The 23562-nt window shown below is 61.0% G+C and carries 25 protein-coding genes; 9 read left to right on the top strand and 16 right to left on the bottom strand.

The window, feature by feature from the left end:
- The first annotated feature begins 443 nt into the window (after positions 1–443).
- Both A6U98_RS25290 and A6U98_RS25285 read left to right on the top strand, forming a co-directional pair.
- Positions 444–1445 carry a glycine betaine ABC transporter substrate-binding protein gene (locus tag A6U98_RS25290; RefSeq protein WP_197496441.1) on the top strand — a complete coding sequence of 334 codons (1002 nt, stop codon included), beginning with the start codon at positions 444–446 and terminating at the stop codon, positions 1443–1445.
- 20 nt (positions 1446–1465) lie between these two features.
- Positions 1466–1828, top strand: a complete 363-nt coding sequence (locus A6U98_RS25285) for a hypothetical protein (RefSeq protein WP_184500177.1) — start codon at positions 1466–1468, stop codon at positions 1826–1828.
- Between the two features lie 79 nt (positions 1829–1907).
- On the opposite strand, the gene A6U98_RS25280 is transcribed toward A6U98_RS25285, so the two are convergent.
- The gene (locus A6U98_RS25280; RefSeq protein ID WP_003560194.1) at positions 1908–2063 is read right to left on the bottom strand and encodes a hypothetical protein; all 156 of its coding nucleotides are present in this window, start codon (positions 2061–2063) and stop codon (positions 1908–1910) included.
- Positions 2064–2231: 168 nt separating this feature from the next.
- A complete protein-coding gene (locus tag A6U98_RS25275; protein WP_017960848.1) occupies positions 2232–3173 on the bottom strand; it encodes a LysR family transcriptional regulator in 942 nt (313 codons plus the stop codon).
- A gap of 73 nt (positions 3174–3246) precedes the next feature.
- On the opposite strand from A6U98_RS25275, the gene A6U98_RS37830 reads away from it, so the two are divergent.
- Complete coding sequence (locus A6U98_RS37830) at positions 3247–3492, top strand: hypothetical protein (protein ID WP_082933987.1); 246 nt, start codon at positions 3247–3249, stop codon at positions 3490–3492.
- Here the strand turns inward: A6U98_RS37830 and A6U98_RS25270 are convergent.
- From A6U98_RS25270 to A6U98_RS25260, 3 genes are read right to left on the bottom strand one after another with little or no spacing between them, the layout of a single operon-like run.
- The gene (locus A6U98_RS25270) at positions 3407–4501 is read right to left on the bottom strand and encodes a 4-oxalomesaconate tautomerase (RefSeq protein WP_064653760.1); all 1095 of its coding nucleotides are present in this window, start codon (positions 4499–4501) and stop codon (positions 3407–3409) included. The two genes, A6U98_RS37830 and A6U98_RS25270, sit on opposite strands and share 86 nt — an antisense overlap.
- Positions 4494–5165, bottom strand: a complete 672-nt coding sequence (locus A6U98_RS25265; protein WP_064653759.1) for a 4-carboxy-4-hydroxy-2-oxoadipate aldolase/oxaloacetate decarboxylase — start codon at positions 5163–5165, stop codon at positions 4494–4496. Before A6U98_RS25265 ends, A6U98_RS25270 begins: the two co-directional genes overlap by 8 nt.
- Before the next feature lie 2 nt (positions 5166–5167).
- Positions 5168–6130, bottom strand: coding sequence for a VOC family protein (locus A6U98_RS25260; RefSeq protein ID WP_064653758.1), 963 nt, complete (start codon positions 6128–6130; stop codon positions 5168–5170).
- Between the two features lie 597 nt (positions 6131–6727).
- On the opposite strand from A6U98_RS25260, the gene A6U98_RS25255 reads away from it, so the two are divergent.
- Together A6U98_RS25255 and A6U98_RS25250 are read left to right on the top strand one after the other, a co-directional pair.
- Entirely contained in the window at positions 6728–7612 is an 885-nt protein-coding gene (locus tag A6U98_RS25255; protein ID WP_064653757.1) for a DUF1932 domain-containing protein, read from the top strand.
- Positions 7609–8820, top strand: coding sequence for a LysR family transcriptional regulator (locus tag A6U98_RS25250; RefSeq protein WP_064653756.1), 1212 nt, complete (start codon positions 7609–7611; stop codon positions 8818–8820). The genes A6U98_RS25255 and A6U98_RS25250 overlap by 4 nt, the downstream gene beginning before the upstream one ends.
- A gap of 12 nt (positions 8821–8832) precedes the next feature.
- Here the strand turns inward: A6U98_RS25250 and A6U98_RS25245 are convergent, their stop codons facing one another.
- Positions 8833–9441 carry a LysE/ArgO family amino acid transporter gene (locus tag A6U98_RS25245; protein WP_064653874.1) on the bottom strand — a complete coding sequence of 203 codons (609 nt, stop codon included), beginning with the start codon at positions 9439–9441 and terminating at the stop codon, positions 8833–8835.
- Between the two features lie 100 nt (positions 9442–9541).
- Between A6U98_RS25245 and A6U98_RS25240 the strand changes: the two genes are divergently transcribed.
- On the top strand, positions 9542–10435 hold the full coding sequence (locus A6U98_RS25240) for a LysR family transcriptional regulator ArgP (RefSeq protein WP_064653755.1): 894 nt from the start codon (positions 9542–9544) through the stop codon (positions 10433–10435).
- Positions 10436–10483: 48 nt separating this feature from the next.
- On the opposite strand, the gene A6U98_RS25235 is transcribed toward A6U98_RS25240, so the two are convergent.
- From A6U98_RS25235 to A6U98_RS25190, 10 genes are all read right to left on the bottom strand, one after another.
- Entirely contained in the window at positions 10484–10843 is a 360-nt protein-coding gene (locus A6U98_RS25235; protein WP_064653754.1) for a hypothetical protein, read from the bottom strand.
- Positions 10844–10950: 107 nt separating this feature from the next.
- Entirely contained in the window at positions 10951–11433 is a 483-nt protein-coding gene (greA, locus tag A6U98_RS25230; RefSeq protein WP_064653753.1) for a transcription elongation factor GreA, read from the bottom strand.
- Positions 11434–11641: 208 nt separating this feature from the next.
- Positions 11642–11827: a DUF3008 family protein gene (locus A6U98_RS25225; protein ID WP_003560205.1), complete on the bottom strand. Its 186-nt coding sequence runs from the start codon at positions 11825–11827 to the stop codon at positions 11642–11644.
- Between the two features lie 38 nt (positions 11828–11865).
- On the bottom strand, positions 11866–12075 hold the full coding sequence (locus A6U98_RS25220) for a DUF2945 domain-containing protein (protein WP_064653752.1): 210 nt from the start codon (positions 12073–12075) through the stop codon (positions 11866–11868).
- Between the two features lie 115 nt (positions 12076–12190).
- A complete protein-coding gene (locus tag A6U98_RS25215) occupies positions 12191–12424 on the bottom strand; it encodes a DUF2171 domain-containing protein (protein WP_003560207.1) in 234 nt (77 codons plus the stop codon).
- 81 nt (positions 12425–12505) lie between these two features.
- On the bottom strand, positions 12506–13462 hold the full coding sequence (locus A6U98_RS25210; RefSeq protein ID WP_064653751.1) for a DUF2950 domain-containing protein: 957 nt from the start codon (positions 13460–13462) through the stop codon (positions 12506–12508).
- 20 nt (positions 13463–13482) lie between these two features.
- Complete coding sequence (locus A6U98_RS25205) at positions 13483–14847, bottom strand: DUF3300 domain-containing protein (protein WP_064653750.1); 1365 nt, start codon at positions 14845–14847, stop codon at positions 13483–13485.
- A 224-nt stretch (positions 14848–15071) separates the two neighbouring features.
- On the bottom strand, positions 15072–16100 hold the full coding sequence (locus A6U98_RS25200) for a DUF2955 domain-containing protein (RefSeq protein ID WP_064653749.1): 1029 nt from the start codon (positions 16098–16100) through the stop codon (positions 15072–15074).
- Entirely contained in the window at positions 16090–17196 is a 1107-nt protein-coding gene (locus A6U98_RS25195; protein WP_064653748.1) for an HlyD family secretion protein, read from the bottom strand. The genes A6U98_RS25200 and A6U98_RS25195 overlap by 11 nt, the downstream gene beginning before the upstream one ends.
- A gap of 254 nt (positions 17197–17450) precedes the next feature.
- Positions 17451–17708: a hypothetical protein gene (locus tag A6U98_RS25190; protein WP_064653747.1), complete on the bottom strand. Its 258-nt coding sequence runs from the start codon at positions 17706–17708 to the stop codon at positions 17451–17453.
- A 146-nt stretch (positions 17709–17854) separates the two neighbouring features.
- Between A6U98_RS25190 and A6U98_RS25185 the strand changes: the two genes are divergently transcribed.
- The 3 genes from A6U98_RS25185 to A6U98_RS25175 all read left to right on the top strand — a co-directional run bounded on the left by A6U98_RS25185 (position 17855) and on the right by A6U98_RS25175 (position 23331).
- Positions 17855–19675: a hypothetical protein gene (locus tag A6U98_RS25185; RefSeq protein WP_064653746.1), complete on the top strand. Its 1821-nt coding sequence runs from the start codon at positions 17855–17857 to the stop codon at positions 19673–19675.
- A 142-nt stretch (positions 19676–19817) separates the two neighbouring features.
- Positions 19818–21128, top strand: a complete 1311-nt coding sequence (locus tag A6U98_RS25180) for an alpha/beta hydrolase (RefSeq protein WP_064653745.1) — start codon at positions 19818–19820, stop codon at positions 21126–21128.
- Positions 21129–21174: 46 nt separating this feature from the next.
- Entirely contained in the window at positions 21175–23331 is a 2157-nt protein-coding gene (locus A6U98_RS25175; protein WP_064653744.1) for a mechanosensitive ion channel family protein, read from the top strand.
- Positions 23332–23562: the final 231 nt, after the last annotated feature.

Genomic DNA, 23562 nt, shown 5'->3' with positions numbered 1-23562 from the left:
GGTACGCACTACCTGAACCGGAGAAGCGGCGGTCATTGCTGCCACGACCCAACTGATAACGGCACATTCTTACCGGAGAGTTATTGAAGGCTTACGCAAATGTTAATTTTGATCTTTTTTGACATTCTGGCCGAAATTTCTGCCGAAGATCCGCCGCCGATCGCCAAGAGCGTGCTTTTCGTCCGAGGGCGCCAATTTCGGAATGCTGACATAAATTCTTCGAATTCAATAATTTAGTCACGCAACCATGAGCAGAAGATGGTTGATTTCTGCGAGCGAACGCGTAGGCTCCGTCATAACGCGCCATTGTTGAACATGGCCTGCCCATGAACCGGAAAGCCTGTTGCGGTATCGCCCGGCAGGCATTTTCCCTTCGGGTGCCGGAGAGATTTGTCGGTGAATTTCAGAGCCTGCTGCACGTCCGCCTAAGAAGAATTCGGGGAATGACGATGAAGACGTTTCTGATTCCGGCCGTCTTTGCCGCGGCTCTTTCTACCGCCGCGCCGGCCGAAGCCGCCGAATGCGGCAGCGTTTCGATCGCCGAAATGAAATGGGCCTCGGCAGGCATTGCGGCGAGTTTCGACAAGATCATCCTGGAAAAGGGCTACGGCTGCTCCGTCACCATCGTCGATGGCGACACCCTGCCGACCTTCGCCTCGATGAATGAGAAAGGCATCCCCGACATCGCCTCGGAATACTGGATCAATTCCGTCAGGTCCCTGCTCGATCAGGCCGTCAACAGCGGCCGGCTGGTACAGGGGGCCGAAATCCTGGCCGACGGCGCCGTCGAGGGTTGGTGGATTCCGAAATTTATCGCCGACGCCCACCCCGACATCCGCTCGGTCGAGGACGCGCTGAAACATCCCGAACTCTTCCCCGCCGAGGACGACCCATCGAAAGGCGCAGTTTACAACTGCCCCGCCGACTGGAGCTGCCAGATATCGACCACCAACCTGTTCAAGGCGCTTGCCGCCGACAAGAAGGGCTTCGAGCTCGTCGAGACCGGCAGTCCAGAACGGCTCGATGCGTCGATTGCCCGCGCCTTCGACAACAAGATCGGCTGGCTCGGTTATTACTGGGCCCCGACAGCCATCCTCGGCAAATACGACATGACGCGCCTGAGCTTCGGCGTCGGCCACAACAAGAATGAATGGGACCGCTGTACCGCGGTTGCCGGCTGCGTCAGGCCCGAGCTCAACTCCTACCCGGTCTCGCGCGCCTTCACGCTGATGACCAGGTCCTTCGCCAGCCGCGCCGTACCTGTCACAACCTATCTCAAGACCCGCAAATGGGACAATGCGACCATCAACCAGGTGCTCGCCTGGCAGGACGAAAACCGCGAAAGCAACGAGGATGCCGCGATCTATTTCCTTCGCAATTACGAAAGTCTGTGGACGAAATGGGTGCCAGTCGATGTAGCCGAGAAGGTCAAGGCGAGCTTATAACGGCCAAAACACGATCAAGCATGGACGATTCGATGACAGGCAATGTTCCCTTTCCCGACCGCGATACCGTTGCGGAAAAGCTCGCCGGGCTGTCGGAGACCGACAAGTCCTACTTGGCGCTGCTCATGGAAAACGCCGCCCAGGACGACAACCTGCTCGACGGCCTGCGCCGCCATCTCGATCTTGCCGCCGAATCGCGTTTCCTGAACTCGCTGAAGCTTGAAAATCTGGGAACCTGGCTCGGAAGCCATGCGCCGGACCGGTTACAGATCCGGCTGACGGAAACCGCTCGCTCCAGCCAGCACCCCGCCTACCAGGCCTTCCGGACCGGCCTCAGCCGATCCGGCGGGCTGGAAAGGGTATACCCCCCGGTCATTCGTTAGGATGATCCGGACCCGGCCAATACTTGATCCCCGGGTCAGCATCTGATCCGGCGATTCTAGCAGCGATCCTGAACGGTCGTTACTTCTTCGCGGCGCGGTCGACTGAGCGGCCGGCATCCTGCGTGGCGTTCACGGTGTTTGCCGTATCCTTTCCTATGCCGCGGATCGTATTGCCGCAGGAGGAAAGGGCAAGAAGAACCATAAAAGCTGCGGCAATTTTGGCCGTTGTCGTCATCTCGGATATCCTTGTTTGAAATCAACCCCGAACGGCGACAATTGCCGTCCCGCGCCAATAACGCACGACAAACCAAAAGGTTCACTAGCTATAAGGATACCGCTACAGCCCCGCGTCCGATAGGACGCGCCATCACTTTCGATCGGCGCATAATCCTGTCCGATGCAGCTAGGCGGCGACCGCCTTCGCTCTCTCGGCAAAGGCGCCGCGAATGCTGTCGGCCACCGTCTCGATCGGCCCCGATACCTGCGAGGCGGTCAGCAGGCGGATATCGAAGGCGCCGAGCTCCGGCAGCCCTTCCTGAGGCCCGAGGATCGCCATGTCCTCGTTGACATAGGACAGCGGCAACGGCGCGATGGCGAGATCGGAAAGCACAGCGGCGCGCTGCGCCATCGTGTGGCCGCTGAGATAGGCGACGCGATAATGCCGCTTATTGCGTTCAAGCTGGGAAAGTGCTTCCTGGCGCCAGATGCAGCCGTCTTCCCAGATCGAGATCGGCAGCGGATCGCGCCGATGCGCCGAGCCGCACTTGGCTCCGGCCCAGACCAGCCGCTCGCGGAACACCACCTCACCGCCCGTCGGGAACGGCCGTGTCGCACAATTGATCAAGGCCAGGTCGAGCCGCTGCTCCTCCATGCGCTTCTTCAGGCCGATGCTCATATCGATGGTCACGTCGACCATGATGCCGGGATAGCTTTCGGCAAAACTCTTCAGGATGCTCGGCAGCAGCCGTTCGCCGATATCCTCCGGCGCGCCGAGCCGCACGACGCCGCTGAGCTCCGGCATGATGAAGCGCGACACCGCCTCGTTCGACAGCGCCAGGATGTTGCGCGCATAGGACAGCAACATCTCGCCGTGGCGCGTCAGCGATACCGAGCGGGCGTCGCGCAGAAAGAGCGTTGCCCCAAGCTGTTCTTCAAGCTTCTTGATCTGCATCGACACTGCCGATGGCGTGCGGAAGACCGCCTCTGCGGCGGTCGAAAAATTGCCGGTCTCGGCGATCGCCACGAAGGTACGCAGCACTTCGTTGTCAAGCAGCGGAATGGGACGGCGAAATGGAATGCTCATCGTCGCATCTTTCAATTTTTCTGATTTATAACCCCATATCATTTTGTTTGATTGAATGTCAATTGAGCCTCATATTTCACGCGTCGGCAGCTAAATGCAGCAAAGGAGGCCCGACATGTCTCAAACAAGCATCTGGAATATCGTACAGGCCCTTTCCGCATTCAAGTCGCAGAGGCGCAGGGATGCGAACCATGAGCACGCGCTCCGGGAGCTAAGGCGCTTTCCGCCACATCTGCTGGCAGATTGTCTGCGCGAGATGGACACGCCACGGCCAGTCAGTCGAGACGGTTTTGACCAAGGCTCGGGCGGGCCGGCAAATTGGGAAACACCCTTCCGTCGAACAGCTTGCGCGCCGTTCTGATCGTCCCCGCTCCCTGGACCGAGCCGTCTGCGGCAAGATCAAGGAACACCTCCATATCACCTGTGGGATGCTCAATCCGGTAACGGCCGTCTGTGGAAGCATGCGCCAGCGCATGCGCCGGAGAACGGCCGAGCCGCGTCGCCGTCGCAATGGTGACGGCGGCGAGCACGCCGACCGAGGCGTGAACCCTGTGCGGGATGAAGCTGCGCGTGCCGATCGATCCGCCGGTTCGGGGCTCCGACACCAGGGTCATTTTGGGAACGGACACAGCACTGACGTCGCCGAGGTTCATCATCGGGCCGGCCTTGAGGCGAATGGCTTCGATACGCTGCTTGAGGCCCTCATTTGCTTCCAGGGCGTCGCGGCTTTCTTCGCCAGAAAGCCCGAAGTCTGAGGCCCGCATGATCACGCAGGGCATGCCGTTGTCGATCAGCGTCACCTCGATGCCGTCGATGACATCGACCTCGTTTCCTGTCGGAAGAAGGGCGCCGCACATCGAGCCGGCAATATTGACGAAGAGCAGTGGTATGGCAGCATGGCTTCCCGGCACGCCGGCGATTTCGGCCTCGCCCTGGTAGTTGACCTTACCGTTCGGCGTCTCGATCCTGCTGACCGCCACCTCGCCGGAATTCACCATATGGATACGGACCGGCGTGACCGCGCCCGACACCTCGACGAGTCCCCGCTCGATGGCGGCCGGACCGACGCCGGCAAGGATGTTTCCGCACCCCTGCGCGTCGCTCACAAGCGCCTTGTCGACGAACACCTGTAGGAAGAGATAGTCAACGTCGGCATCCTCACGGGAGGAGGCGGAGATCACCGCGACTTTGGAGGTCAGCGGGTCTGCTCCGCCGATCCCGTCGATCTGCCGCGGGTCCGGTGAGCCCATGATGGCAAGCAGCAGGGCGTCCCGTTCACCGGGATCCCCAGGCAGGTCCCCGGCCAGGAAATAGGCGCCTTTCGACGTTCCGCCTCGCATCCAGAGGCAGGGAATGCCGTTCTCATACATATTTAAGCCCCTTCTCCTGGAGCTTCGGCCGCATGTCATAGATATCGAGCCCGAGTTCGCCGGCGGCGAGGCGTCGGCGCTTGGCATCCTCGTTCGCCACCCGCTTCTCGGCAGCAGTCAGAACCTCCTCGGCCTCGTTGAGCTTCACCACGCATACCCCGTCGTCATCGGCGACGATGATGTCACCGGCTTCGATGAAGGCGCCAGCGCAGACGATCGGAACGTTGACCGAACCGAGCGTTTCCTTGACGGTCCCCTGCGCGGACACGGCCTTGGACCACACCGGAAACTGCATCTGGGTCAGATCCCTGATATCGCGGACACCAGCGTCGATGACGAGGCCGCGGCAACCTCGCGCCCGCGCCGAGGTGGCGAGAAGGTCGCCGAAATAGCCGTTGTCGCAAGGCGAGGTCGGCGAAAGCACCAGGATGTCGCCGGCCTGGATCTGCTCGATCGCCACATGGATCATCCAGTTGTCACCGGGCGGCGCTGAGATCGTGACGGCGGAGCCGGCGATCTGCGCACCCGAATAGATCGGCCTCATATGGCTGGCGAGCATGCCTTTGCGCCCCTGGGCTTCGTGGACCGTCGCGACGCCGGCTTTGGCAAGCCTGTCGATCACATCAGCTTCCGCCCGCGGTATGTTCTCTACGACGATGCCCATGCTTATGCTCCGTTCTTGTCCGCCGGCGGCGTGCCGTGGGTGTGGAATGTTTCGATCGTCTTCAGCCCCCAGGCCTGCCCCTTTTTCCGATCGGCCTCGGTCCAGACGATCGGCTCCCAATCTGGCGCCAGGATGAGACGCGCGCCGGCATTGGCAAGCTCGACGCGATTGCCGGCCGGCTCCCAGACGTAGAGGAAGAACGTGCCCTGGATGGCGTGCTTGTGCGGGCCGGTCTCGATGTGGACGCCGTTTTCGAGAAAGATGTCGGCCGCCCGCAGAATGTCGTCTCGCGTGTCCGTCGCATAGGTGACGTGGTGAAGACGGGCGTTGCCGCGGCCATGCTCCTCGGTACATGCAAGGTCGTAGCCCTTGTTGTTGATGGTGAACCAGCAGCCGCCCACACGCCCGTTATTGAGCTGGATCATCTCGGTCACCCGGGACCCCAGGCAGGTCTCCATGAACCGCCTGAACTCGGAAACATCCGACGCCAGAAGATTGAGATGGTCGAGACGCCGGGGGTGGCATCCCCGACCGTGATAGCGCTGTGCGATATTCTTCAGAGCCGGCTTTTCACCGTCGGGCGGTCGGTATCGGACCGTGTCGTAATAGATTTCGAACACATGCCCGAACGGATCCTCGAAGCGGAAGGCGCTGTTATGGCCGAGATCGCCGTCGACCCATCCCAGAACCTTGTAGCCGCTGGCCTCGATCGCTTTCACCCGCCGCGCGAGCGCCTCAGGCGAAGAGGCCCGGTAGGCGATGTGCCCGACGCCGGTCGTGTGGTGGCGCGTCAGCTTCAGCGTATGGAACTCGTAGTCGTCCCATGCCCTCAGATAGGCGGAATTCTCGTCCTGGCCGGCAAGGCTCAGGCCGTAGACCCGCAGAAAAAAGTCGAGACTTTCTTCGAACTTGTCCGAATACATCTCGACATGCGCCAAGTGGGCAATGTCGAAACAAGGTTCCATCTATCTCCTCCTCCGATCTCTCCGCATGGCGATTAGAGCTCATCGACCGTGCGCGGGAAAACCGATTGAAAACCCTCCGCATATTTGGCGGCGCGACCGCCGGACTTCCGCACTCTCCGAAGGACAGGCGCCTGTGACGTCGTAACTCCTTTGGCGTGCAGCGCGATCGCGCCGCCGCAGCGCCAGACGAAATCCGCAACATGGACGCTGATGACGAGCGCCGCCTTTTTTTTCCGACATGAATATCGCGTTCCTAGTTGACGAGATTTCATGCCTCAGCCTGCCGTTTGCCAATTTGGAATTGCGCCGATCTCATAAGTTTTCGCTATAGGATAGCCTCAGTTGATCCCCTCGGGCGGCGAACTATAGCTTTTTCTTATATGTCGCCGATCATTTTGAAATGGGCATTTCCCTCACATCCGGACAGCCTAAGGTTACGATCAGGGCTCGAAGACTCATGTCGAGGCATCACATATCGACGCCTCCGCCGACAAGGTAGACGTCGCCGTGCGGCAGACGCGGCCGGGACCGCGCCTGCCTGCCCAATTTAACGTCGAGGAACGAGCTGCCTGGCAGCATAGGGAAAGGGAAAAACCGATGTCGGCGATTGCAACGATCGGATTCGGCGAAGCAGCGCAGGCCTTTGTGTCGGGCTGGAAATCCGAGAATGGCGCTGCGTCCCCCGCTAGGATCTCCACATTCGATATAAAGGTGGAGGATCCATCCCTGCGTGGCGATTTGCTCCAGGCCTGTTCGGATCTCGGCGTCGACTGCGCCGAAATTCCGGAACAGGCATTGACGGACGCCGGCGCCGTCTTCAGCCTGGTTACCGCAGACCGTGCCCTGGAAGCGGCAACCCGGGTCGCCGAATTCCTCGACACGGACACCTTGTATCTCGACTGCAATTCCTGCTCCCCCGCGACGAAGGCGGCCGCCGCCAAGCTCGTCGAAGCCGCCGGCGCCATCTATGTCGACGTCGCCGTGATGTCGCCCGTCCACCCCGCCCGTCATCGAACGCCGCTGCTGATCTCCGGATCGCAGGCAGACCGCGCGCAACGCGTGCTCCTCGACCTCGGCATGAAGGTCGAGACGGCGGGAGACGAGGTCGGGCAAGCCTCCTCGATCAAGATGCTCCGATCGGTGATGATCAAGGGTTTCGAAGCGCTGACTGCGGAATGCCTGCTTGCCGCGCGCCGCGCCGGGGTCGAGAAGGCAGTGCTCGCCTCTCTCCAGGCTTCTGATCCGGGGATGGACTGGACCGCGCGCGCAGCTTACAACCTTGAACGCATGATGGCCCATGGGAAGCGGCGGGCGGCGGAGATGCAGGAAGTCGCCGCGACACTGAGGGAACTCGGCCTGCCCGACCGCATGGCCTCGGCAACGACCGACTGGCAGCGGCAGATCGGTGAATTGGACATCCGCACGGAGGAGAATTCTCTGGAAGCGCGGGCGGATGCCATTCTGGAGCGCAATTTGACTTGAATCTGACAGCATCTCAGGCATCGCAAGTCCAGCACAACCTCCGCCACCTCCGGGTTTTCCTGGCAGTGGTCGACACCAATTCCGTCACCAGGGCGGCAGATGTCTGCCATCTCTCACAGCCTGCCGTCACGCAGGCAGTCTCCAAGATCGAGCGCGCCCTGCGAACAACCCTTTTTACCAGGACCTCGCAAGGACTGTTCGCCAACGCACAAGGGGATGTCCTGGCAAAGCGCGTGCGAAGAGCCTTCGGCTTCCTCGATCCGGCCCTCAATGAACTCAGCCCACGCCTTCGCATGGTCGCGACGTCCTCTCAACTACAGGCTCTCATTGCCGTTCGCGAGGCCGAGAACTTCACGCTTGCCGCTCGCAGGCTCGGCCTGGCCCAACCGACCGTTCACCGGGCGGTGACGCAGCTCGAGGAGGAAGCCGCCCGCCCGCTGTTCGAGCGGACCTCCTACGGCATCGTCGCCACCCGCGCCGCCGGAACGCTCGCCCAGGCCGCACGCCTCGCCTTCGCCGAACTGGCGCAGGCGGAGGTGGATCTCGCCGAAACGCTTTCAGAGGAAGCGGGCCGGATCGTCGTCGGTGCGATGCCGCTTTCGCGCTCCTTCGTGCTTCCGAGAGCCATCGCCGAGTTCCGGAAGTTCCGTCCAAACACGCCGATCCACATTCTGGAAGGTCCCTATGCCGATCTGCTTGCCGGCCTGAGGCGCGGTGAGATCGATTTCCTGATCGGCGCGTTGCGCGATCCTGCACCGATCGGTGACGTCGAGCAACGCTTCCTGTTCAACGATACGCTGGTCGTCGTCGCCGGCAGCAACCATCCGCTGACGGCACGCTCCGAGCTCTCGGTCGAGGAACTCGCGGCCTATCCATGGATCGTCGGCCAGCGCGGCACGCCGATCCGGCAGCATTTCGACACCCTGTTCGAAGGCCTGGACCACCCGCCAACAAGCATCGTCGAGTCGAGCTCGCTCATCCTGATGCGCGAACTGCTGAACGGAACGGAGCATCTCGGCTGCATTTCCTACCTGCAGGCCCAGGCGGAATTGTCACGCGGCCTCCTCAAGGCATTGCCGCTCGACCTCAGCCACACCGCGCGGCCGATCGGCCTTACCCTGCGCATCAATTGGATGCCGACGCGCGCACAGGAACAATTCCTGAGATTCGTCTCGTCGAACGAGGAGCCTGCCACCGAAACGCCGTGAGCGGATCGGCGGTCACAACCCGCCCAGCAGCTTGAACGCTATGATCCACATCGTCAAAGCGACGAGCGTTTCCAGCATGCGCCAGGATGAGGGTTTCGAGAAGATCGGCCGCAGCCGCTTCGCGCCATATCCGAGCGAAAAGAAGAACAGGAAGGAACCGGTCACTGCCCCTGCTGCAAAAGAAGCCTGCTCTCCCGGATATCGTGTCGATATCGTGCCGAGCAGCACCACGGTGTCGAGATAAACATGCGGATTGAGCCAGGTGAGTGCGAGGCAGGTCGCCAGCGTCTGCCGAAAGCTCGATGTTTTGGCCTCCCCGGCAGTTAGTGCGGCGGACGACCGCAAGGCGGAATAGAGGCTTTTTGCCCCATACGAGACCAGAAATATTGCTCCGCCGTAACGCATGACGGGATCAAGCCAGGGCATGAACCTGGCGATCTGATGGAGGCTGGTCACGCCCAGCACGATCAGCGCGGCATCCGAGACCGCGCAGGCGAGGCAGACTGCGAAGACATGTTCGTTGCGCAAGCCCTGGCGGAGGATGAAGGCGTTCTGCGCGCCGATGGCGACGATCAGGCTGAGGCCCATCATCAGGCCGGTTCCATAGATCGAAAAATTCATCGCTTCGGCCAACGCCCCTCATTTCGGTGAGGTTGCGCTATCGCTATTTCGAGAATTAGGCTAATTAATCCAGCTTACCCAGATTAAGTGAAACTAATCGATGCTCGACTATCCCGCTCTTCGCGCCGTCGCAACTATTGTCCAGACAGGCAGCTTCGAAAGAGCTGCGACCGCCTTGAACGTGACTCCTTCGGCCATTTCGCAGCGCGTGAAGCAGCTCGAAGAGCGTCTCGGCGTCGTCCTCATCGTCAGAGGCACGCCGTGCACGGCGACGGAAAAGGGAGAATGGCTCTGCCGCCATATGGAGAATGTCGGCATGCTCGAAGCAGAACTCTTCGGGCAACTGCCGGCCCTCGTCGATCCCGACGAACCACGCCAAAGGGTCACGCTTCAAATCGCGACGAACGCCGACAGCCTCGGGACATGGTTCGTCGAAGCCATCTCGAATTTTGCCAAAAGCTCTTCCTATCTGCTGAACGTCGCCGTCGACGACCAGGACCATACTGCCGAATGGCTCCAGCGCGGACGGGTGATCGCCGCCGTCACCAGCCTGGAAAAACCGGTCCGCGGATGCCGGCGTTTTGCCCTCGGCGTTCTGCGTTACCATGCAACGGCAACCCCCGACTTCGTCGCACGCTATTTTCCGCAGGGCGTGACATCAGAGGCGATCAGCAACGCTCCGGCGCTGACCTTCAATCAAAAGGACAGGCTGCAGAGCAGCTGGATCAGGCGAACATTCGGACGCGATCTCGATTATCCCACCCACTGGCTGCCTTCACCGCAGAGCTTCGTCGAGGCCAGCCTTTCGGGCATGTGCTGGGGAATGAACCCGACCCAGCTGACTTGCGAGCACCTCGCATCCGGACGGCTGGTCGAGCTGGTGCCCGACACGCCGCTCGACGTCCCGCTCTACTGGCAGATAAATCGCCTCGCCGCCGACCGCCTGGCGGATCTGACACGCGAAGTCGTCACCGTGGCCAAGCGCCGTCTTTGATGCATCCCTCAAAAATGCAGCATCATCCCGGTGACCGGGTCGCTTTTATCAGACGTAAGCCGTGCGGCTGCCGAACTCGCTGGTCTCGTCAAAATTCGTCGTGCCGATACGCTCGCTTTCGCCGGAAAGTTCTTTCGGAGCGTCACCGGCAGGCTTCGATGCAGCAGACGCCTGAGGTTGGCTGCTCTCGCTCGCTTCGAGCTTGGCAATCTTCGCTTCCAGCGTATCGATGGATTTTTCGATCGTGGCCTTCTCCTGCTCGTCCTGCGTTTCCGACAGGGCTGCCTTCTTTTCGGCAAGCTGTGCCTCGAGAGAGGCAAGCTGATCCGACGAACTGGAAGACGATGTTGTAGCGGCTGAACTCAAAATGGTGGATGCAGAACTGGAAATTGCGCTGACCATGAGCATGACTTTCGATGATGGAGTGCCATCGTTTTAGCCACGGATGGTAAAGGTTCGATAAATAAAGTACCAAACGGTACCAAAATAATGAGAGTTACGCGAATAGCACTCTCCTATGCGATGGCAATGATTTCCAGTTCCTGGCCGCCTGTCTCCACCACATCGCCGACAGCCTTGCCCATAAGCAACCGCGCCACCGGGGAAACGTAGGAAATCGATCCGGCCTTGGGATCGGCTTCATCCTCTCCGACGATACGATAGGTCTGCACGCGCCCGTCGTCACGGCGGAAAGTCACTGTGCTGCCGAAGGCGACGGTGTCGATTGACGTGGGGTAAGGCACGAGCTGGGCGGTGCGAAGTCTTGCGGCTAAGTAACGAAGATCACGCAAGGGATTGGCTGTCTGCCGCCGCCGTTCGTTCACGTCTTCGATGGTGCTCGCGCCATCATAGGCCTCGCGAGCCTCTTTGAAGCGCAGCTCGAGAGCCTTCAGTCCTGCTTCCGTAACAAGGTTCGGATGCGCCGAAATCGGACGATCGGGCAGCAGGGTTTCTGAAGCGGTTTCGAAACTCTCTTCCTTGGTAAAAGCGACGGCCAATCTCGGACTCCGTTTTAGCGCGATGCGCTCTTCTAGCTGAGGGGCAATTGCCTCGAAGCGATTGTCAAATCCATACACCGACCGTGAACGAACCGCCAATCTTGCTTCACAGGCAGCCGCCGCCGGTGGCAGAGGCACGCTTTCAAGTTCACGGCCCGTTGCTGTTAAGCGGCGGGAACGTCCGGCATACATGGCGGTTCGACATCTCTCATTTCGAGACGTGCTGAGGTTTGCCTTTCCTCTTGGTTGAGGCAAATTCCTCGAGCTGTTTCTCGCTCATGGATTCCACCATCTGTTTCGAGGCGCCTTTGAGTTCGCTCTTCGGCGTCTCGCCACGCTTTGCCGAAAGTGCGGCGCCTGCCGCTTTCTGCTGGGCCTTGGACTTGGCTGGCATATCGATCTCCTTTTGCTCGAACAGAACGGCCGCCGGCGTCAAAGCTTTTTGAGTTCGTCGGGCTTGTGTGCAGCGCGCTTTCCCGACTTGTCGCTCTGGACGATATATTGCGGCTCGGCCTTCGATGCCTTCACGCTGTGGCCTTTGATCTTCGTCGGACCGCTCTGCTTCTTGACTACCCTGCCCTCGGTCTTTCCCTGGCTGGTATTCCAGCTGACCTCATCGCCCTTCTTTAATTGCTTCGACATTCCCGGCTCCTTTAAAAGCATGATGCCGAAAAGTGTGAGCGGTTTCCGGACGGCATCATGCTCCGATCATCCTGTTCGAAGAAGGCTGCGGCCGGAAGCCGCAGCCGATCGGCTATCAGTTGATGGTAGCCCATTGCATCCGGACATCCCGGGCGTTTTTCGACAGATGGACGTGAGCATCCACGTGATCGACCCAATCGATCGGGATCAAGTGGTGCTTGCCGTCCTCCGAGTCGAGTTTGGTCAGCTTGATGCGCGTCGGGCCGTCGAGATGATCGACTGAGCCGACATGGGTGCCGTCGGCAGCCCGCACTTCCATATGCTCACGGATCTGATCTGCGGAAATCATCGTTTCCTCCTTTGCATCTTTGTCAGGTACGAAGCGGCAACGAGGTGGAGCAAACTTGGTTCCCAACACACGAGACCCCGTTCAATCAGGAGTCACATCCCAATTGTCACCCGGGTTGAAGGTCCTGACGCCAGCAGCTATTTTTTCGGTTTCCCGGCCGAGATCGGCTTGGTAGACCGTGCCGTTCGCGTTCACGACAAATGTGTGCACGCCGGTTTCGCCATATCGGATCGGCCAGGCGATAAGGGCGAATCCTGCGATCATGTTGCCGTTGATCACATAGTCGAACTCTCCGCCCGCGATGTTCGGTCCCTGGCCGTCGATGATCCTGTAGCGATAGCCGTAATAACCTTCCCCGGCCTTGGCCTTATCAAGCGCGGCATTGTCTTCGAGAGCGTTGCCCGCCGGGCTATCCCCCTCGCCCAACTCAGGCGACCAATAGAGACCGTCGGTTTTGCCGTCGCTGCTGATCAGTTTCTGGGCATATTCGAGAACGCCGTCATCGTCGTGGTCGGCTGAAGAATATTCCTTTTGGGCGTCGACATAGGCCTGCATCGTGTCGATGGTCTGCAATTCGTTCTCGCCGACGCGACGATTGATGATCTCCTCGAATCCGGCATAGGTGTCGAAACCCCATTTGCCATCGTCGCCCTTCACGATCGGAAATGGCAAAGGCCATAATCTGTCGCCGATCTCGATGATCTTGCCGCCATCGACATCCTTCACGACGATCTTCTTCTGAGTGCCCTCCCGGATTTGTGCATAAGTGTCCATCACCCCTTCACCTGCCTTTGCTTTCGCTGCATCGATACCGAGCAGCGCCGCGAACTTGTCGAAATCATCGGCCGCCAGCGCCGCCTTGAAGGCGTCAACGGCCTGTTCCGGCATCTCGAATACGGGCGGATCACTCTGCGAAGCGAATCCCGAGATGACGGTCGCATCGGATGGCTCTGCTGCAGATGCTGGAACCGGATTGGTGGCGAGAGCCGCAAAAGCGAACACCGAACCCAGAAGCATGTTTCTGACTGACTTCGTCATGACTTTCCTCCTTCTTCCGGTTATCGACGGCGGCCGCCGCCACCGCCGCGGCGCATTTCTCCACCGCCACCACCGCGGTTGCCTCCGGCCATGGCCTGTCTGCCGCGGCTGGACTGCATCTGAGCGCGCCTGCCGCTGTCCACCTGACCGAGTGCCGAAGGCTTTCTGGGCCGGCTGTCGACCCGTGCCGCAGGCTTCGGCTTTGCGACCGGACGTTTGGCGTTGACCTCGGGCCTTGCGTTTTCGGCAGCCCTGTTCGGCGTCCTTGCCTCAGGCCTGCGGTTCTGCGCAGCCTGCACTCCCTTCCCGCCCCCAAGAGCCGCTCCGGTATTGCCTGCCTGGTTGCGGCCGGCATTTACCCTGTCCGCATCGATCTTGCTCTTGCGGACATCGTTGACACTGACTGTGCCTGGCTGGTTGCGGATCGTGTTCGCACGATCGTTGCCTCTTGCTCCGACCTTGTTACCGGCATTCGCCTCGATACTGGTCCGGAAAGAACTGCGGTCGATCTTGTTGAACTGCGCGCTGTCGAACCTGATCTTGCTGCGGTCGACGTTTTTCCAGTCGACGTCGTTGATATTCACCTTGCCGTTGATGTTGTTCAAACAGTTGTTGCAATCAATATCGACGTTGCCGTTCCAGCGCCCGCCCCACACGCCCCAGCGGTTCCAGTCAACGGCAGCGGCCCACACCGCTCCCGTCACCACGCCCGCGAAAAAGGTGGCGGTCGGATAGTAGTAGTTCGGATACGGCTCGGAATAGTAGCCGATCGGCGCGGCCACATAGTTCGGTTCATACAGCATCTCCGGCGCATACTGCGGAACATAGATCTTGTCAGGACTGGCGGAGACGATCACCACGTTGTCGTTCTCCTGACTGACCTTGATCTTGTCGTCGGTCTTGATGATGCCATCGGCGACCGCTTTGTCGCGCAGTTGCTGTATGGCGATCAGAACGTCCTTCTGCTGATAGGAGAGCGCCTCTCCGAGAGACTGCGTCCAGTCCAGATCCTCGCTCATCATCGTCACGATCTGAGGATAATTCAGTAGCGATACGATGCTGCCGTCCCACGTCGTCTTCGGCTTGAGCCCGGGTTGCTTCTTCAAGGTTTCGAGAAACCGGGCTGCTTCCACCACCTGCAGCGGATAGAGCGAGGCCGACGTGACAAGCGCAACCAGTTCGTCCGGATATAGCGCAATCCGCGCCACCAGGATTTCGAGCTCGTCCTCGCTCAGCGGCGCCGGCGTGTCGTCTTCCACCGCGACGGGACTGGAGGCGGCAGGCTCCTGCGCTGTGGCAGTCAGTGTCAGATGTGGCGAAAACGGGAACCCTGCAAAAGGCAGGAAGAGGCCCGTGGCGAGTAACAATGCGTGAGGTCTAGCCATCTCAAATCCTCCTTGCGGTCAGACATGGTGTAGACTGCCGGCTTTAGTATATTCACATATACTTACATTCTCGCCAGTGGCGAGGAAATGACAGCAAAAACGTCACTCGTGTCGCTCCTGCGCCAGCCTTTCCATCAAGCATGGCCGATCCGGAGCGCCATTCCTTCAGGCACCCAGGGAGGCGAGATTGCCAATCGGTCGATCTGTCGCGGCGAACGGACGGCTCATGCTGATATCCTCTTCGTTTCCCTTGTCCGCGGCCACAGGATGGCGGCAAACAGCAGCGCGTAGATCAAGGCCGCTGCGACATAGACAATGCGGGTGGCGAAGGATTCTGCAGCGCTGCCCGGTAGAGGCGAGACCCCGAGGCCGAAGAGGATCAGGAATGTCGTCAGGGCGCCGGCAAAAACCGGGGCGTCCTTCGAGCGAGCAGCCGCGCGCCCTCCGATGAAGAGGACGACGACGAGAACGATGAGAAAGATGGAGAGGAGATTGGGGCGCAGCGAGAGCGCGGCATAGGCAACGGAGGCGAGCACGCCGCCGAACAGATTGACGAGCACGAGCCCGATCGCCGTCCGCGCGCTCGCGGTAACGTCGAGCTGCCCGAGCAACGACGCCACGGTGATGGGAATGACCGCCGCAGCGTTCAGATCGTCGCTCGTCAGGCAGATCACGACGGACGCCAGAAGGATGACCGTGTTTGCCAACGCCCGAAGCAGGGACGGCGGCCGCTCGTCGATCGCCACCGCCTCGAGCTCCGGGGAGAACGGCTCGGGAAAGACCGCATGGGCGAACCACATCAGAACCGTGCCCGACAATACCCCGGTGACCAGGATGGACAGGATGGAATTGGCGAGTTCCTTGTTCAGGATGCCGAGCAGAGGCACGATGATCGAAACGACGAGCACGAGAAAGACCGCCGCTCCTCCCTTTCCAGTGGACTGTGCGGCGAAGCACGCGAAATAGGTCAGCCCCAAAATCAGAAGGAAAGGTGCCGGACGGTCGCCGAGCACGTTGGTCAGAACCATCATCGCCATCCCGGCGATCAGGATGACCATCGCCGCGCCGAGGGTCTTGCCGAGCGGCATCGGCCGCGAACTGCCGAGCAGAAACTGAGCGGCAAAGAGCGGACCGAGGAAGGGCACGATAGCCCCTGCATGGACGGCGAGCGTGAAGCCGAGGGAGACCGCGAACGCAACCCGAAGCCCCTTGCGTTTCTGCTCTTCGACCGCAGGGCTCCTCTCAGCGGACATAGGTCAGCACCGACATGATGCGGATCCAGAGCGACCCCCAGGCATTGGTGACTGGGTTGTCGCCGGTATAGATGACGACGGTCGCCTGCGAGCCGTAGCGTACGCCGCCCTTGGGCCGCTGCGCCTCCTCGATGATGAGGCGGACTGGAAACCGCTGCGGCTCCTGGACCCAGCCACTATCGCTCCGGATCGTCGGCAATCCGGTGTTCGGGTCCGTGCTGCCCTGCGACACGCCGAAACCAACGCTCTCGACTTGCGCCGGAAACAACCGACCGGGAAGCGCGTCGAAGAGGACTTCCGCCCGGTTGCCGACTGCGACCTTCTCGAGGCTATTCTCCTTGAATGCGGCGGTGATCCAGATCGTTCCGACATCGATAAAGGTCATGGCAGACTGTCCAGCCGACACGACCTTACCGGTTGTAAGTTGGAGGTTGGTCACGACCCCGGCCGAAGGTGCCTGAACGGTGGTCCGCAGCAGATCGAGTCGTGCCTTTTCGAGCGCTGCCAGAGCCGCCCGTAGCTGCGGATTGTCATTTCCGCTCGGCCCGAGCTGCTCCTTGGCCTTGGCCAGCTCAGCTTCAGCACCGGTGACGGCCGCCTCTGACTGACCGAAAGCCGACCTAGTTGATTCAGCCCGCGCTTTGGAATACACGCCCCTCTTTTCCAGCTCTGCGGCGCGCGCAGATTGTTCACGAAGATTGTCCCGATCGACCTGCGCCGTTACGAGTTTTGCCTGCGCCGCATCGACAGCAGCCGTTGACGCGCCCATTGACTGGCCGACACTTGCAAGGCTCGCCTCGGCCTCACTGACCGCCAGCTCGTAGCGCTCGGGATCGATACGAAAGAGAATCTGATTGGCCTCGACGCGCGAGTTGTCGGCGACGCCGACTTCCACCACCCGGCCGGTGACTTCGGGTGCGATACCGACGATATAGGCCTGGACCTGAGCCTGCGAGGTCGATGGCGTCCGCCGCTCCATGAAGATGGAGAGGCCGAACAGGACGAGCGCCAGAAGGAGGACGATCAGCGCTATCCTGCGGAGGGGATTCCGAGGCGTTGGGGAAATGGCAGGCTCGTCCAAGTTTTCGGAAACCACGGCAATATCCTTCGGAGGCGTTTCGTTTCGTGGAAGCGCAAGTTTCAGCGCCGGACGTCTGTCGCGATGGTCGGTACCGGGCGATGGAAGGCAAGTAGGTAACCGTAACATACGCCTCGCGACGGCTTGCCGCTGGGCTAAAGCATGTCGCGCAAAAGTGTGCAGCGGTTTTGCGATAACGACATGCGTAGAAATAAAGACCTAAAGCGCGAAGAGCGAACCTGAAGGGTTGCGACGCGCTTTAGCCGCACCTATCAGCGAGCGATTGGCGGTACCGACGCGTCAAGCGCGCCCTCTATCTCCTTGGAGAGTTCGGCGATCAGCTCCTGGTATTCGACGACGCGCTCGTCGCGTTTCGGATCGGTTGAGACGTTCCATTTCTGCAGCGCCGATTGAGCGTCTGCAAAGTCCCTGCAGATTTCCCGAAAGTCTTCACTGCGGGCAGTGAGATCGTCGATCGCCTTGATCCTGGCTGGAAACTGCCGACGGACTGCGGTCACGCCTTCGTCCATGGTCCACTCCTTACCGGCATTCGAGACGTCGCCACTGCAACGTGTGCCAGATCCCGATCTTCATGGACGACGATCGGTTCGTGGAGTATGTTACCGTAACATACGGTCTGGCAGTGACATGACTCCACGGGGGATTGGGGACAGACATGCAGACATCGATACCGGCAGAGGGGTCTGCCGCACCCATTTCTTCAAGGCCGGCGCCGCAAGCCGACGATATCAGCGAGCAACTGGAACGTGTCATCTCCAGCCCTGAATTTCCAGGGGTCGGTCGCGCGGCTGCGTTTCTCCGCTATGTCGTCTCGGAAACCCTCGAGGGTCGGGGCAACCGGATCAAAGCCTATTCGATCGCGATCGAGGTATTCGGCCGGGACCCTGGCTTCACCCAGGACGATCCGGTGGTCAGGATCGAGGCCGGACGGCTGCGGCGATCACTCGAGCGCTATTATCTCGTCGCCGGGCAGCATGACTCCGTCAGGATCGACATTCCCAAAGGCGGATATATTCCAACCTTCGCCTGGTCCTGTCCGGCGTCAGTCGACATTGGAGACGATGACGCTGGCGAAACATCGCCCTCTGAGGTTCGCCCCGGACGCTGGTGGCGCGCAAAGCGGGTCTTGTTGCCGGGGGCTGCTGCGCTTGCTGCAGTGGTAACTTCGCTATACTGGATCGGAGCGCGGTCTCCCGATCCGTCTGCCGAACGCGTTGCAAGCCTGTCGCCCGATCGGCCTGCCCTCGTGGTGGCTCCCTTTGCCAACCTCGGCGAAGGGCCAGAGGCACAGCTCTATACAGCTGGCCTGACCGAGGAACTGATGACCATTCTGCCCCGATTCAAGGAGATCAAGGTCTTCGGCCGCGAAACGTCCAAGTCCCTCCCCGCGGATGTGGGCGCATCGGAGATCCGGGCCGAATTCGGTGCACGCTATCTCCTTGCCGGCGGCGTACGCACGTCGGGCAAGCGTCTTCGTGTGACGGCCAGGTTGCTGGATACGTCGGACGGCGAAATCCTCTGGTCGGAGAACTATGACAATGATCTCGCATCGGGAGACCTGTTTGCGATCCAGACGGATGTCGCCAGAAAGGTCGCGACTGCCATTGCCCAGCCCTACGGGATCATGGCACAGATCGACTCCGCCGGTCCGCCGCCGGACGACCTCGGCGCGTACGAATGCACGTTGCGCTTCTATGCCTATCGTTCGGAACTGAGCCCCGAAGCGCATGCGCGCGTCCGGGATTGCCTCGAGGCTGCGGTCGCACGGTTTCCGAGCTACGCGACCGCCTGGGCAATGCTGTCGATCGTCTATCTCGATGAGGACCGCTACAAGTTCAATCCGACACCAGGCAAGGATTCAGCCATACAGCGGGCGCTCGATGCCGCCAGGCGCGCAACCCAGATCGATCCAAGCAATACGCGCGGACTTCAAGCGCTGATGACGGCGCTGTTCTTCGACAGGCAGCTCGCTGAATCACTTCGTGTGGGCGAGCAGGCGCTCGCCACCAACCCCAACGACACCGAACTGATGGGCGAGTTCGGAACCCGGCTGGCGATCGGCGGACAGTGGCAGCGCGGAGCAACCCTCCTGGACCAAGCCATCGCCCTCAATCCGGGCAGCGGCGGCTTTTACCACGGGACGCGAGCCCTGGCCGCCTACATGCTCCACGACAACCACACCGCCGTGCTGGAGATCCGGCAGGCGAACATGCAGAAATTCCCTCTCTTCCATGTTGTCGCCGCCATCATCTACGCGGAGGCTGGCATGATGGAGGACGCCCGCCGGGAAGGCCAGGTGTTCGTCAGCATGCGACCTGACTTCCTGCCGAACCTTGTAACGGAACTCGCAATGCGCAACATGCAGCCTGAAGATCGCGACCGCCTGATCGAAGGACTTCGCAAGGCGGGGATGACGGTGCCCGATCCCGATGCAATCGCGTCGACCGCCGCCACCTCGGATCTGCAACCCCGCTAATCCTGTCTCCCCGACCGTAACATACCCGATCATACGGGTAAGCCATCTCATCTTCACATAGTCTCGCCCAGTGCCGACTTCGACCGCCGCGGCGTGCGGCGTCGAGGCCTGCCCGACCTTGACAGGACTATGAGGAACAGCAGTGAGCACAAAATGTCGCGATGGCCGAATTCGACCAAGCCCTTCCCCAGGTCTGAAATGGATCTCGGCTCTGCTGCTGCTCTGCGCATTAGCCGGATGTGGCGGCCACCCGAAGAATGTGCTCATCCCCGTTGCCGATAGCGCGCCGAACGCCACCAAGGTCGACATGCTCGTGACCACGACGCGCAGCCGCTCCACGATCCAAGGCGAAATGTTCACAGGCGAGCGCGCACTCGCCCCTGCCTTTGCCGACATCACCGTCTCCATTCCCCCAGCGAACGTCCGCAAGGTCGGCGAAGTCGCCTGGCCGAGGAGGCTTCCATCCAATCCGGCAACGGACTTCGCAACCTTGAAAGCCGAGGAGATCACACGCGACGAAGCCAAGAAATGGCTGAGCGCCTCTGTCAGGAAGAGCCGCGACCGCAGCGTGCTGGTGTTCATTCACGGCTTCAACAACCGTTTCGAAGATTCCGTCTATCGCTTCGCTCAGATCGTCAAGGATTCCGGCGTGCATAGCGCGCCCGTGTTGGTGACATGGCCGTCGCGGGGCAGTCTGCTCGCATATGGCTATGACAGGGAGAGCACCAACTACACACGCAACGCCTTGGAGACGCTCTTCCAGTATCTCGCCAAGGACCCGGAGGTGAAGGAAGTCTCGATCCTTGCGCATTCCATGGGGAACTGGCTGGCGCTGGAAGCGCTTCGTCAGATGGCGATCCGCAACGGCCGCCTCCCTGCCAAGTTCGAGAATGTCATGCTGGCCTCGCCCGACGTGGATGTCGATGTCTTCCGTCAGCAGATCGTCGACATGGGCAAGCAGCATCCGAAGTTCACCTTGTTCGTTTCCCGAGACGATCGCGCGCTCGCGGTATCCCGCAGGGTATGGGGCGACGTCGCCAGACTCGGTGCCATCGATCCCGAGCAGGCCCCCTTCAAGAAGGAACTTGCCGATAGCCAGATCACGGTAATCGACCTCACCAAGGTCAAGGCGGGCGACAGGCTGAACCACGGAAAATTCGCGGAATCACCCGAAGTCGTCCAGCTCATCGGCGCGCGGATTTCCGACGGCCAGACGCTGACCGACAGCAAGGTCGGGCTCGGGGACAAGATCCTTGCCGCAACGACGAGCACGGCGGCCGCCGCGGGCAGCGCCGCCGGCCTGATCCTTGCCGCCCCGGTCGCGGTCGTCGATGCCGACACCAGAGATAATTACGCCGGCCAGGTGAGCGGCCTCACGGGTCCTGTGGGTACGCAGCCACGAGCGCCCGACTGCACTGCCGCAGGCCGATCGAAGGAGTCATGCAGGCAATAACCCAGGAATCGGCAAGCTGACAGGTTCATAAAGATCAGGATAGACGATGCTCTTACTTTCCAAGATCCGCATATTTAGACCGCTTTTCACGGGGGCCGCCGTGGCTTCCGTTCTCCTTTGTGCCTCGATTGCTGTGGCACAGAGCGTGACGCCAGCGAGCCCACAGCCGGAAAGCGTCCAGCGCTTTATCGGGATGCTCTCGGATCCTGATGTCCAACGTTTCCTGCAGCAGCAGTCGCAAGCAGCCAAGACCGCGGCGGAGCCGCCCTTGGAAACCACGAACGCCGACCCTTCATTCTCGGAATTCGCGATGCGATTCCGTGCCCACGCCTCCGGTCTTCTCGGGGCCATCCAGTCCTTTCCCCTGGAGACGATGCGCGGTGGGGCCGTGCTCGAACGGGACATTCAGGCGAACGGCGGGACGCGGCCGATCTTCCTGGTCGCCGCCTTCGTCGCCGTCGGACTGGCCGCACAATGGCTGTTCTGGTGGATCAGCGCCGGCTGGCGCTCATGGATGGCGCGCGCGCCCTTTGCCACGGTTCGCGACAGGTTGATGGCACTGGCTGCGAGGCTTCTGTGGGCGGCATGTTACGTCCTTTCGTTCGGCCTCGGCAGCATCGGCTTCTTCCTGCTGTTCCAGTGGCCGCCTGTTATCAGGGAGATCGTCGTCGGATACCTGTTCGCGATCGTCGTCTTCCGTCTGGCGAGCGCGCTTTTCGACGTGCTTCTGGCACCGCGAGCAGAGGAAGAGGGTCGGTTCCGTGTCGTCCCGATCACCAAGGATGCCGCCGGCCACTGGGCGAAACGCCTGGGTTATCTCGTCGGCTGGTATGCCTTTGGCTGGGTGACAATCCGCCTGCTCGGCACCCTCGGTTTTTCCGACCCGGCCCGGCAACTCGTCGCCTATTCCCTCGGCCTCGTGCTCCTCGTCATCGGCATCGAAGCCGTCTGGAGGCGTCCGTCCGGATTGTCTGGCGGCCAGGCCAGCCGGATAGGCCTGCGGGCGCGGAACTGGCTCTGGACGGTCTACTTCGTCGCCGTCTGGCTGCTGTGGGTGGTGGGAGCCATGAAGCTGTTCTGGATCGCGGTGGTCTGTGCCGCCCTGCCCGGTGCAATCGCCCTCACCAAGGCGTCGGTCAACAATATTCTGCGGTCTTCCGCTGCCGAAGAGGACGGACACAAGAAAGGCACCGTTGTCTCGGTGATCGTCGAGCGTGGCATCAGGGCAGCGCTGATCGTCGGCGCCATCGTTCTGCTTGCGGACGCTCTGGACGTCAGGCTGACGCAGATGACCATGCAGGATTCGCCGCTTCTGCGCCTCGTTCGCGGCCTCCTCAGCGCCGGGATCATTCTGCTCGTCGTCGATCTCGCCTGGAGTGTCGTGAAAGTGCTGATCGATCGCAAGCTCGGCGACACCGAAGCCGTCCTCGAAATCGGCAGTGAACGGGAGCGGCGGCGTACACGTCTCAGAACCCTGCTGCCAATCCTTCGCAATTTCCTCATGATCCTCTTCGTCGCCATCGCGATCATGATGGCACTGTCGTCGCTCGGCGTGGAGATCGGCCCGTTGATCGCCGGCGCCGGCGTGGTCGGTGTTGCGATCGGTTTCGGCGCACAGACGGTGGTCAAGGACGTGATCAGCGGGATGTTCTACCTGCTCGACGACGCCTTCCGGGTTGGCGAGTATATCCAGAGCGGCAGCTACAAGGGTACGGTCGAATCCTTCAGCTTGCGATCCATCAAGCTCAGACATCACCGCGGCGCGGTCTATATCGTGCCCTTCAGCGAGCTCGGCGCCGTGCAGAATATGAGCCGCGACTGGGTGATCGAGAAGATGACGATCACCATCACCTACGATTCCGACATCGAGAAGGCCCGCAAGATCATCAAGAAGATCGGCCTGGAGCTGTTCGAGGATCCGGAGTTCAAGCCGACGACGATCGAGCCGCTGAAGATGCAGGGGATCGACAGCCTCGGCGATTCCGGCCTGCTGCTACGCATGAAGGTCATGACGCTTCCCGGCCAGCAGTTCACGCTGAAGCGTCGGGCTCTGCGGATGATCCATGAGGCGTTCAACGAAAACGGCATCAAGCTCGCCGTGCCGACCGTCCAGGTCTCGGGCGGCAAGGACGACGCTGTTGCAGCCGCTGCCCAGCAGACGCTCGCAGCACACAACGCGGCCGCAGCCGCAAACCCGGCCTGAAGGCCGAAACCCTTCAGGCCATAAACAAGACACGAGCAATGGGAGGAAATGAAATGAAGATCCTGGTCATCCTATCGCACATGCTTTCGACACTTGCCGTGCTGATGATGGTCTGTGCACCCCTTCTGGTTCCGGCGACGGCCGAAGCCGCACGCCGCGGCGTGGCGGCCTGCGGCCCAAGAGGCTGCGGTGCTGCTGCCTGCGGGCCGCGCGGATGCGCTGCGGTCGGCC

The sequence above is a fragment of the Rhizobium sp. WYCCWR10014 genome (genome assembly GCF_001657485.1).
Lineage (GTDB): Bacteria > Pseudomonadota > Alphaproteobacteria > Rhizobiales > Rhizobiaceae > Rhizobium.
This window is presented reverse-complemented; position numbering and strand designations above follow the sequence as displayed.

Coding starts and splice junctions, on each gene's coding strand:
- A6U98_RS25215 (WP_003560207.1), bottom strand. CDS start 12,424: ATGATTTCCGCAGATCAGATCCGTGAGCATATGGAAGTGCGGGCTGCC.
- A6U98_RS25210 (WP_064653751.1), bottom strand. CDS start 13,462: ATGACGAAGTCAGTCAGAAACATGCTTCTGGGTTCGGTGTTCGCTTTT.
- A6U98_RS25190 (WP_064653747.1), bottom strand. CDS start 17,708: ATGGACGAAGGCGTGACCGCAGTCCGTCGGCAGTTTCCAGCCAGGATC.
- A6U98_RS25270 (WP_064653760.1), bottom strand. CDS start 4,501: ATGTATGAGAACGGCATTCCCTGCCTCTGGATGCGAGGCGGAACGTCG.
- A6U98_RS25275 (WP_017960848.1), bottom strand. CDS start 3,173: ATGATATGGGGTTATAAATCAGAAAAATTGAAAGATGCGACGATGAGC.
- A6U98_RS25240 (WP_064653755.1), top strand. CDS start 9,542: ATGCTCGACTATCCCGCTCTTCGCGCCGTCGCAACTATTGTCCAGACA.
- A6U98_RS37830 (WP_082933987.1), top strand. CDS start 3,247: ATGTCTCAAACAAGCATCTGGAATATCGTACAGGCCCTTTCCGCATTC.
- A6U98_RS25205 (WP_064653750.1), bottom strand. CDS start 14,847: ATGGCTAGACCTCACGCATTGTTACTCGCCACGGGCCTCTTCCTGCCT.
- A6U98_RS25260 (WP_064653758.1), bottom strand. CDS start 6,130: ATGGAACCTTGTTTCGACATTGCCCACTTGGCGCATGTCGAGATGTAT.
- A6U98_RS25235 (WP_064653754.1), bottom strand. CDS start 10,843: ATGCTCATGGTCAGCGCAATTTCCAGTTCTGCATCCACCATTTTGAGT.
- A6U98_RS25255 (WP_064653757.1), top strand. CDS start 6,728: ATGTCGGCGATTGCAACGATCGGATTCGGCGAAGCAGCGCAGGCCTTT.
- A6U98_RS25265 (WP_064653759.1), bottom strand. CDS start 5,165: ATGGGCATCGTCGTAGAGAACATACCGCGGGCGGAAGCTGATGTGATC.
- A6U98_RS25225 (WP_003560205.1), bottom strand. CDS start 11,827: ATGCCAGCCAAGTCCAAGGCCCAGCAGAAAGCGGCAGGCGCCGCACTT.
- A6U98_RS25175 (WP_064653744.1), top strand. CDS start 21,175: ATGCTCTTACTTTCCAAGATCCGCATATTTAGACCGCTTTTCACGGGG.
- A6U98_RS25185 (WP_064653746.1), top strand. CDS start 17,855: ATGCAGACATCGATACCGGCAGAGGGGTCTGCCGCACCCATTTCTTCA.
- A6U98_RS25285 (WP_184500177.1), top strand. CDS start 1,466: ATGGACGATTCGATGACAGGCAATGTTCCCTTTCCCGACCGCGATACC.
- A6U98_RS25280 (WP_003560194.1), bottom strand. CDS start 2,063: ATGACGACAACGGCCAAAATTGCCGCAGCTTTTATGGTTCTTCTTGCC.
- A6U98_RS25290 (WP_197496441.1), top strand. CDS start 444: ATGACGATGAAGACGTTTCTGATTCCGGCCGTCTTTGCCGCGGCTCTT.
- A6U98_RS25245 (WP_064653874.1), bottom strand. CDS start 9,441: ATGAATTTTTCGATCTATGGAACCGGCCTGATGATGGGCCTCAGCCTG.
- A6U98_RS25220 (WP_064653752.1), bottom strand. CDS start 12,075: ATGTCGAAGCAATTAAAGAAGGGCGATGAGGTCAGCTGGAATACCAGC.
- A6U98_RS25200 (WP_064653749.1), bottom strand. CDS start 16,100: ATGTCCGCTGAGAGGAGCCCTGCGGTCGAAGAGCAGAAACGCAAGGGG.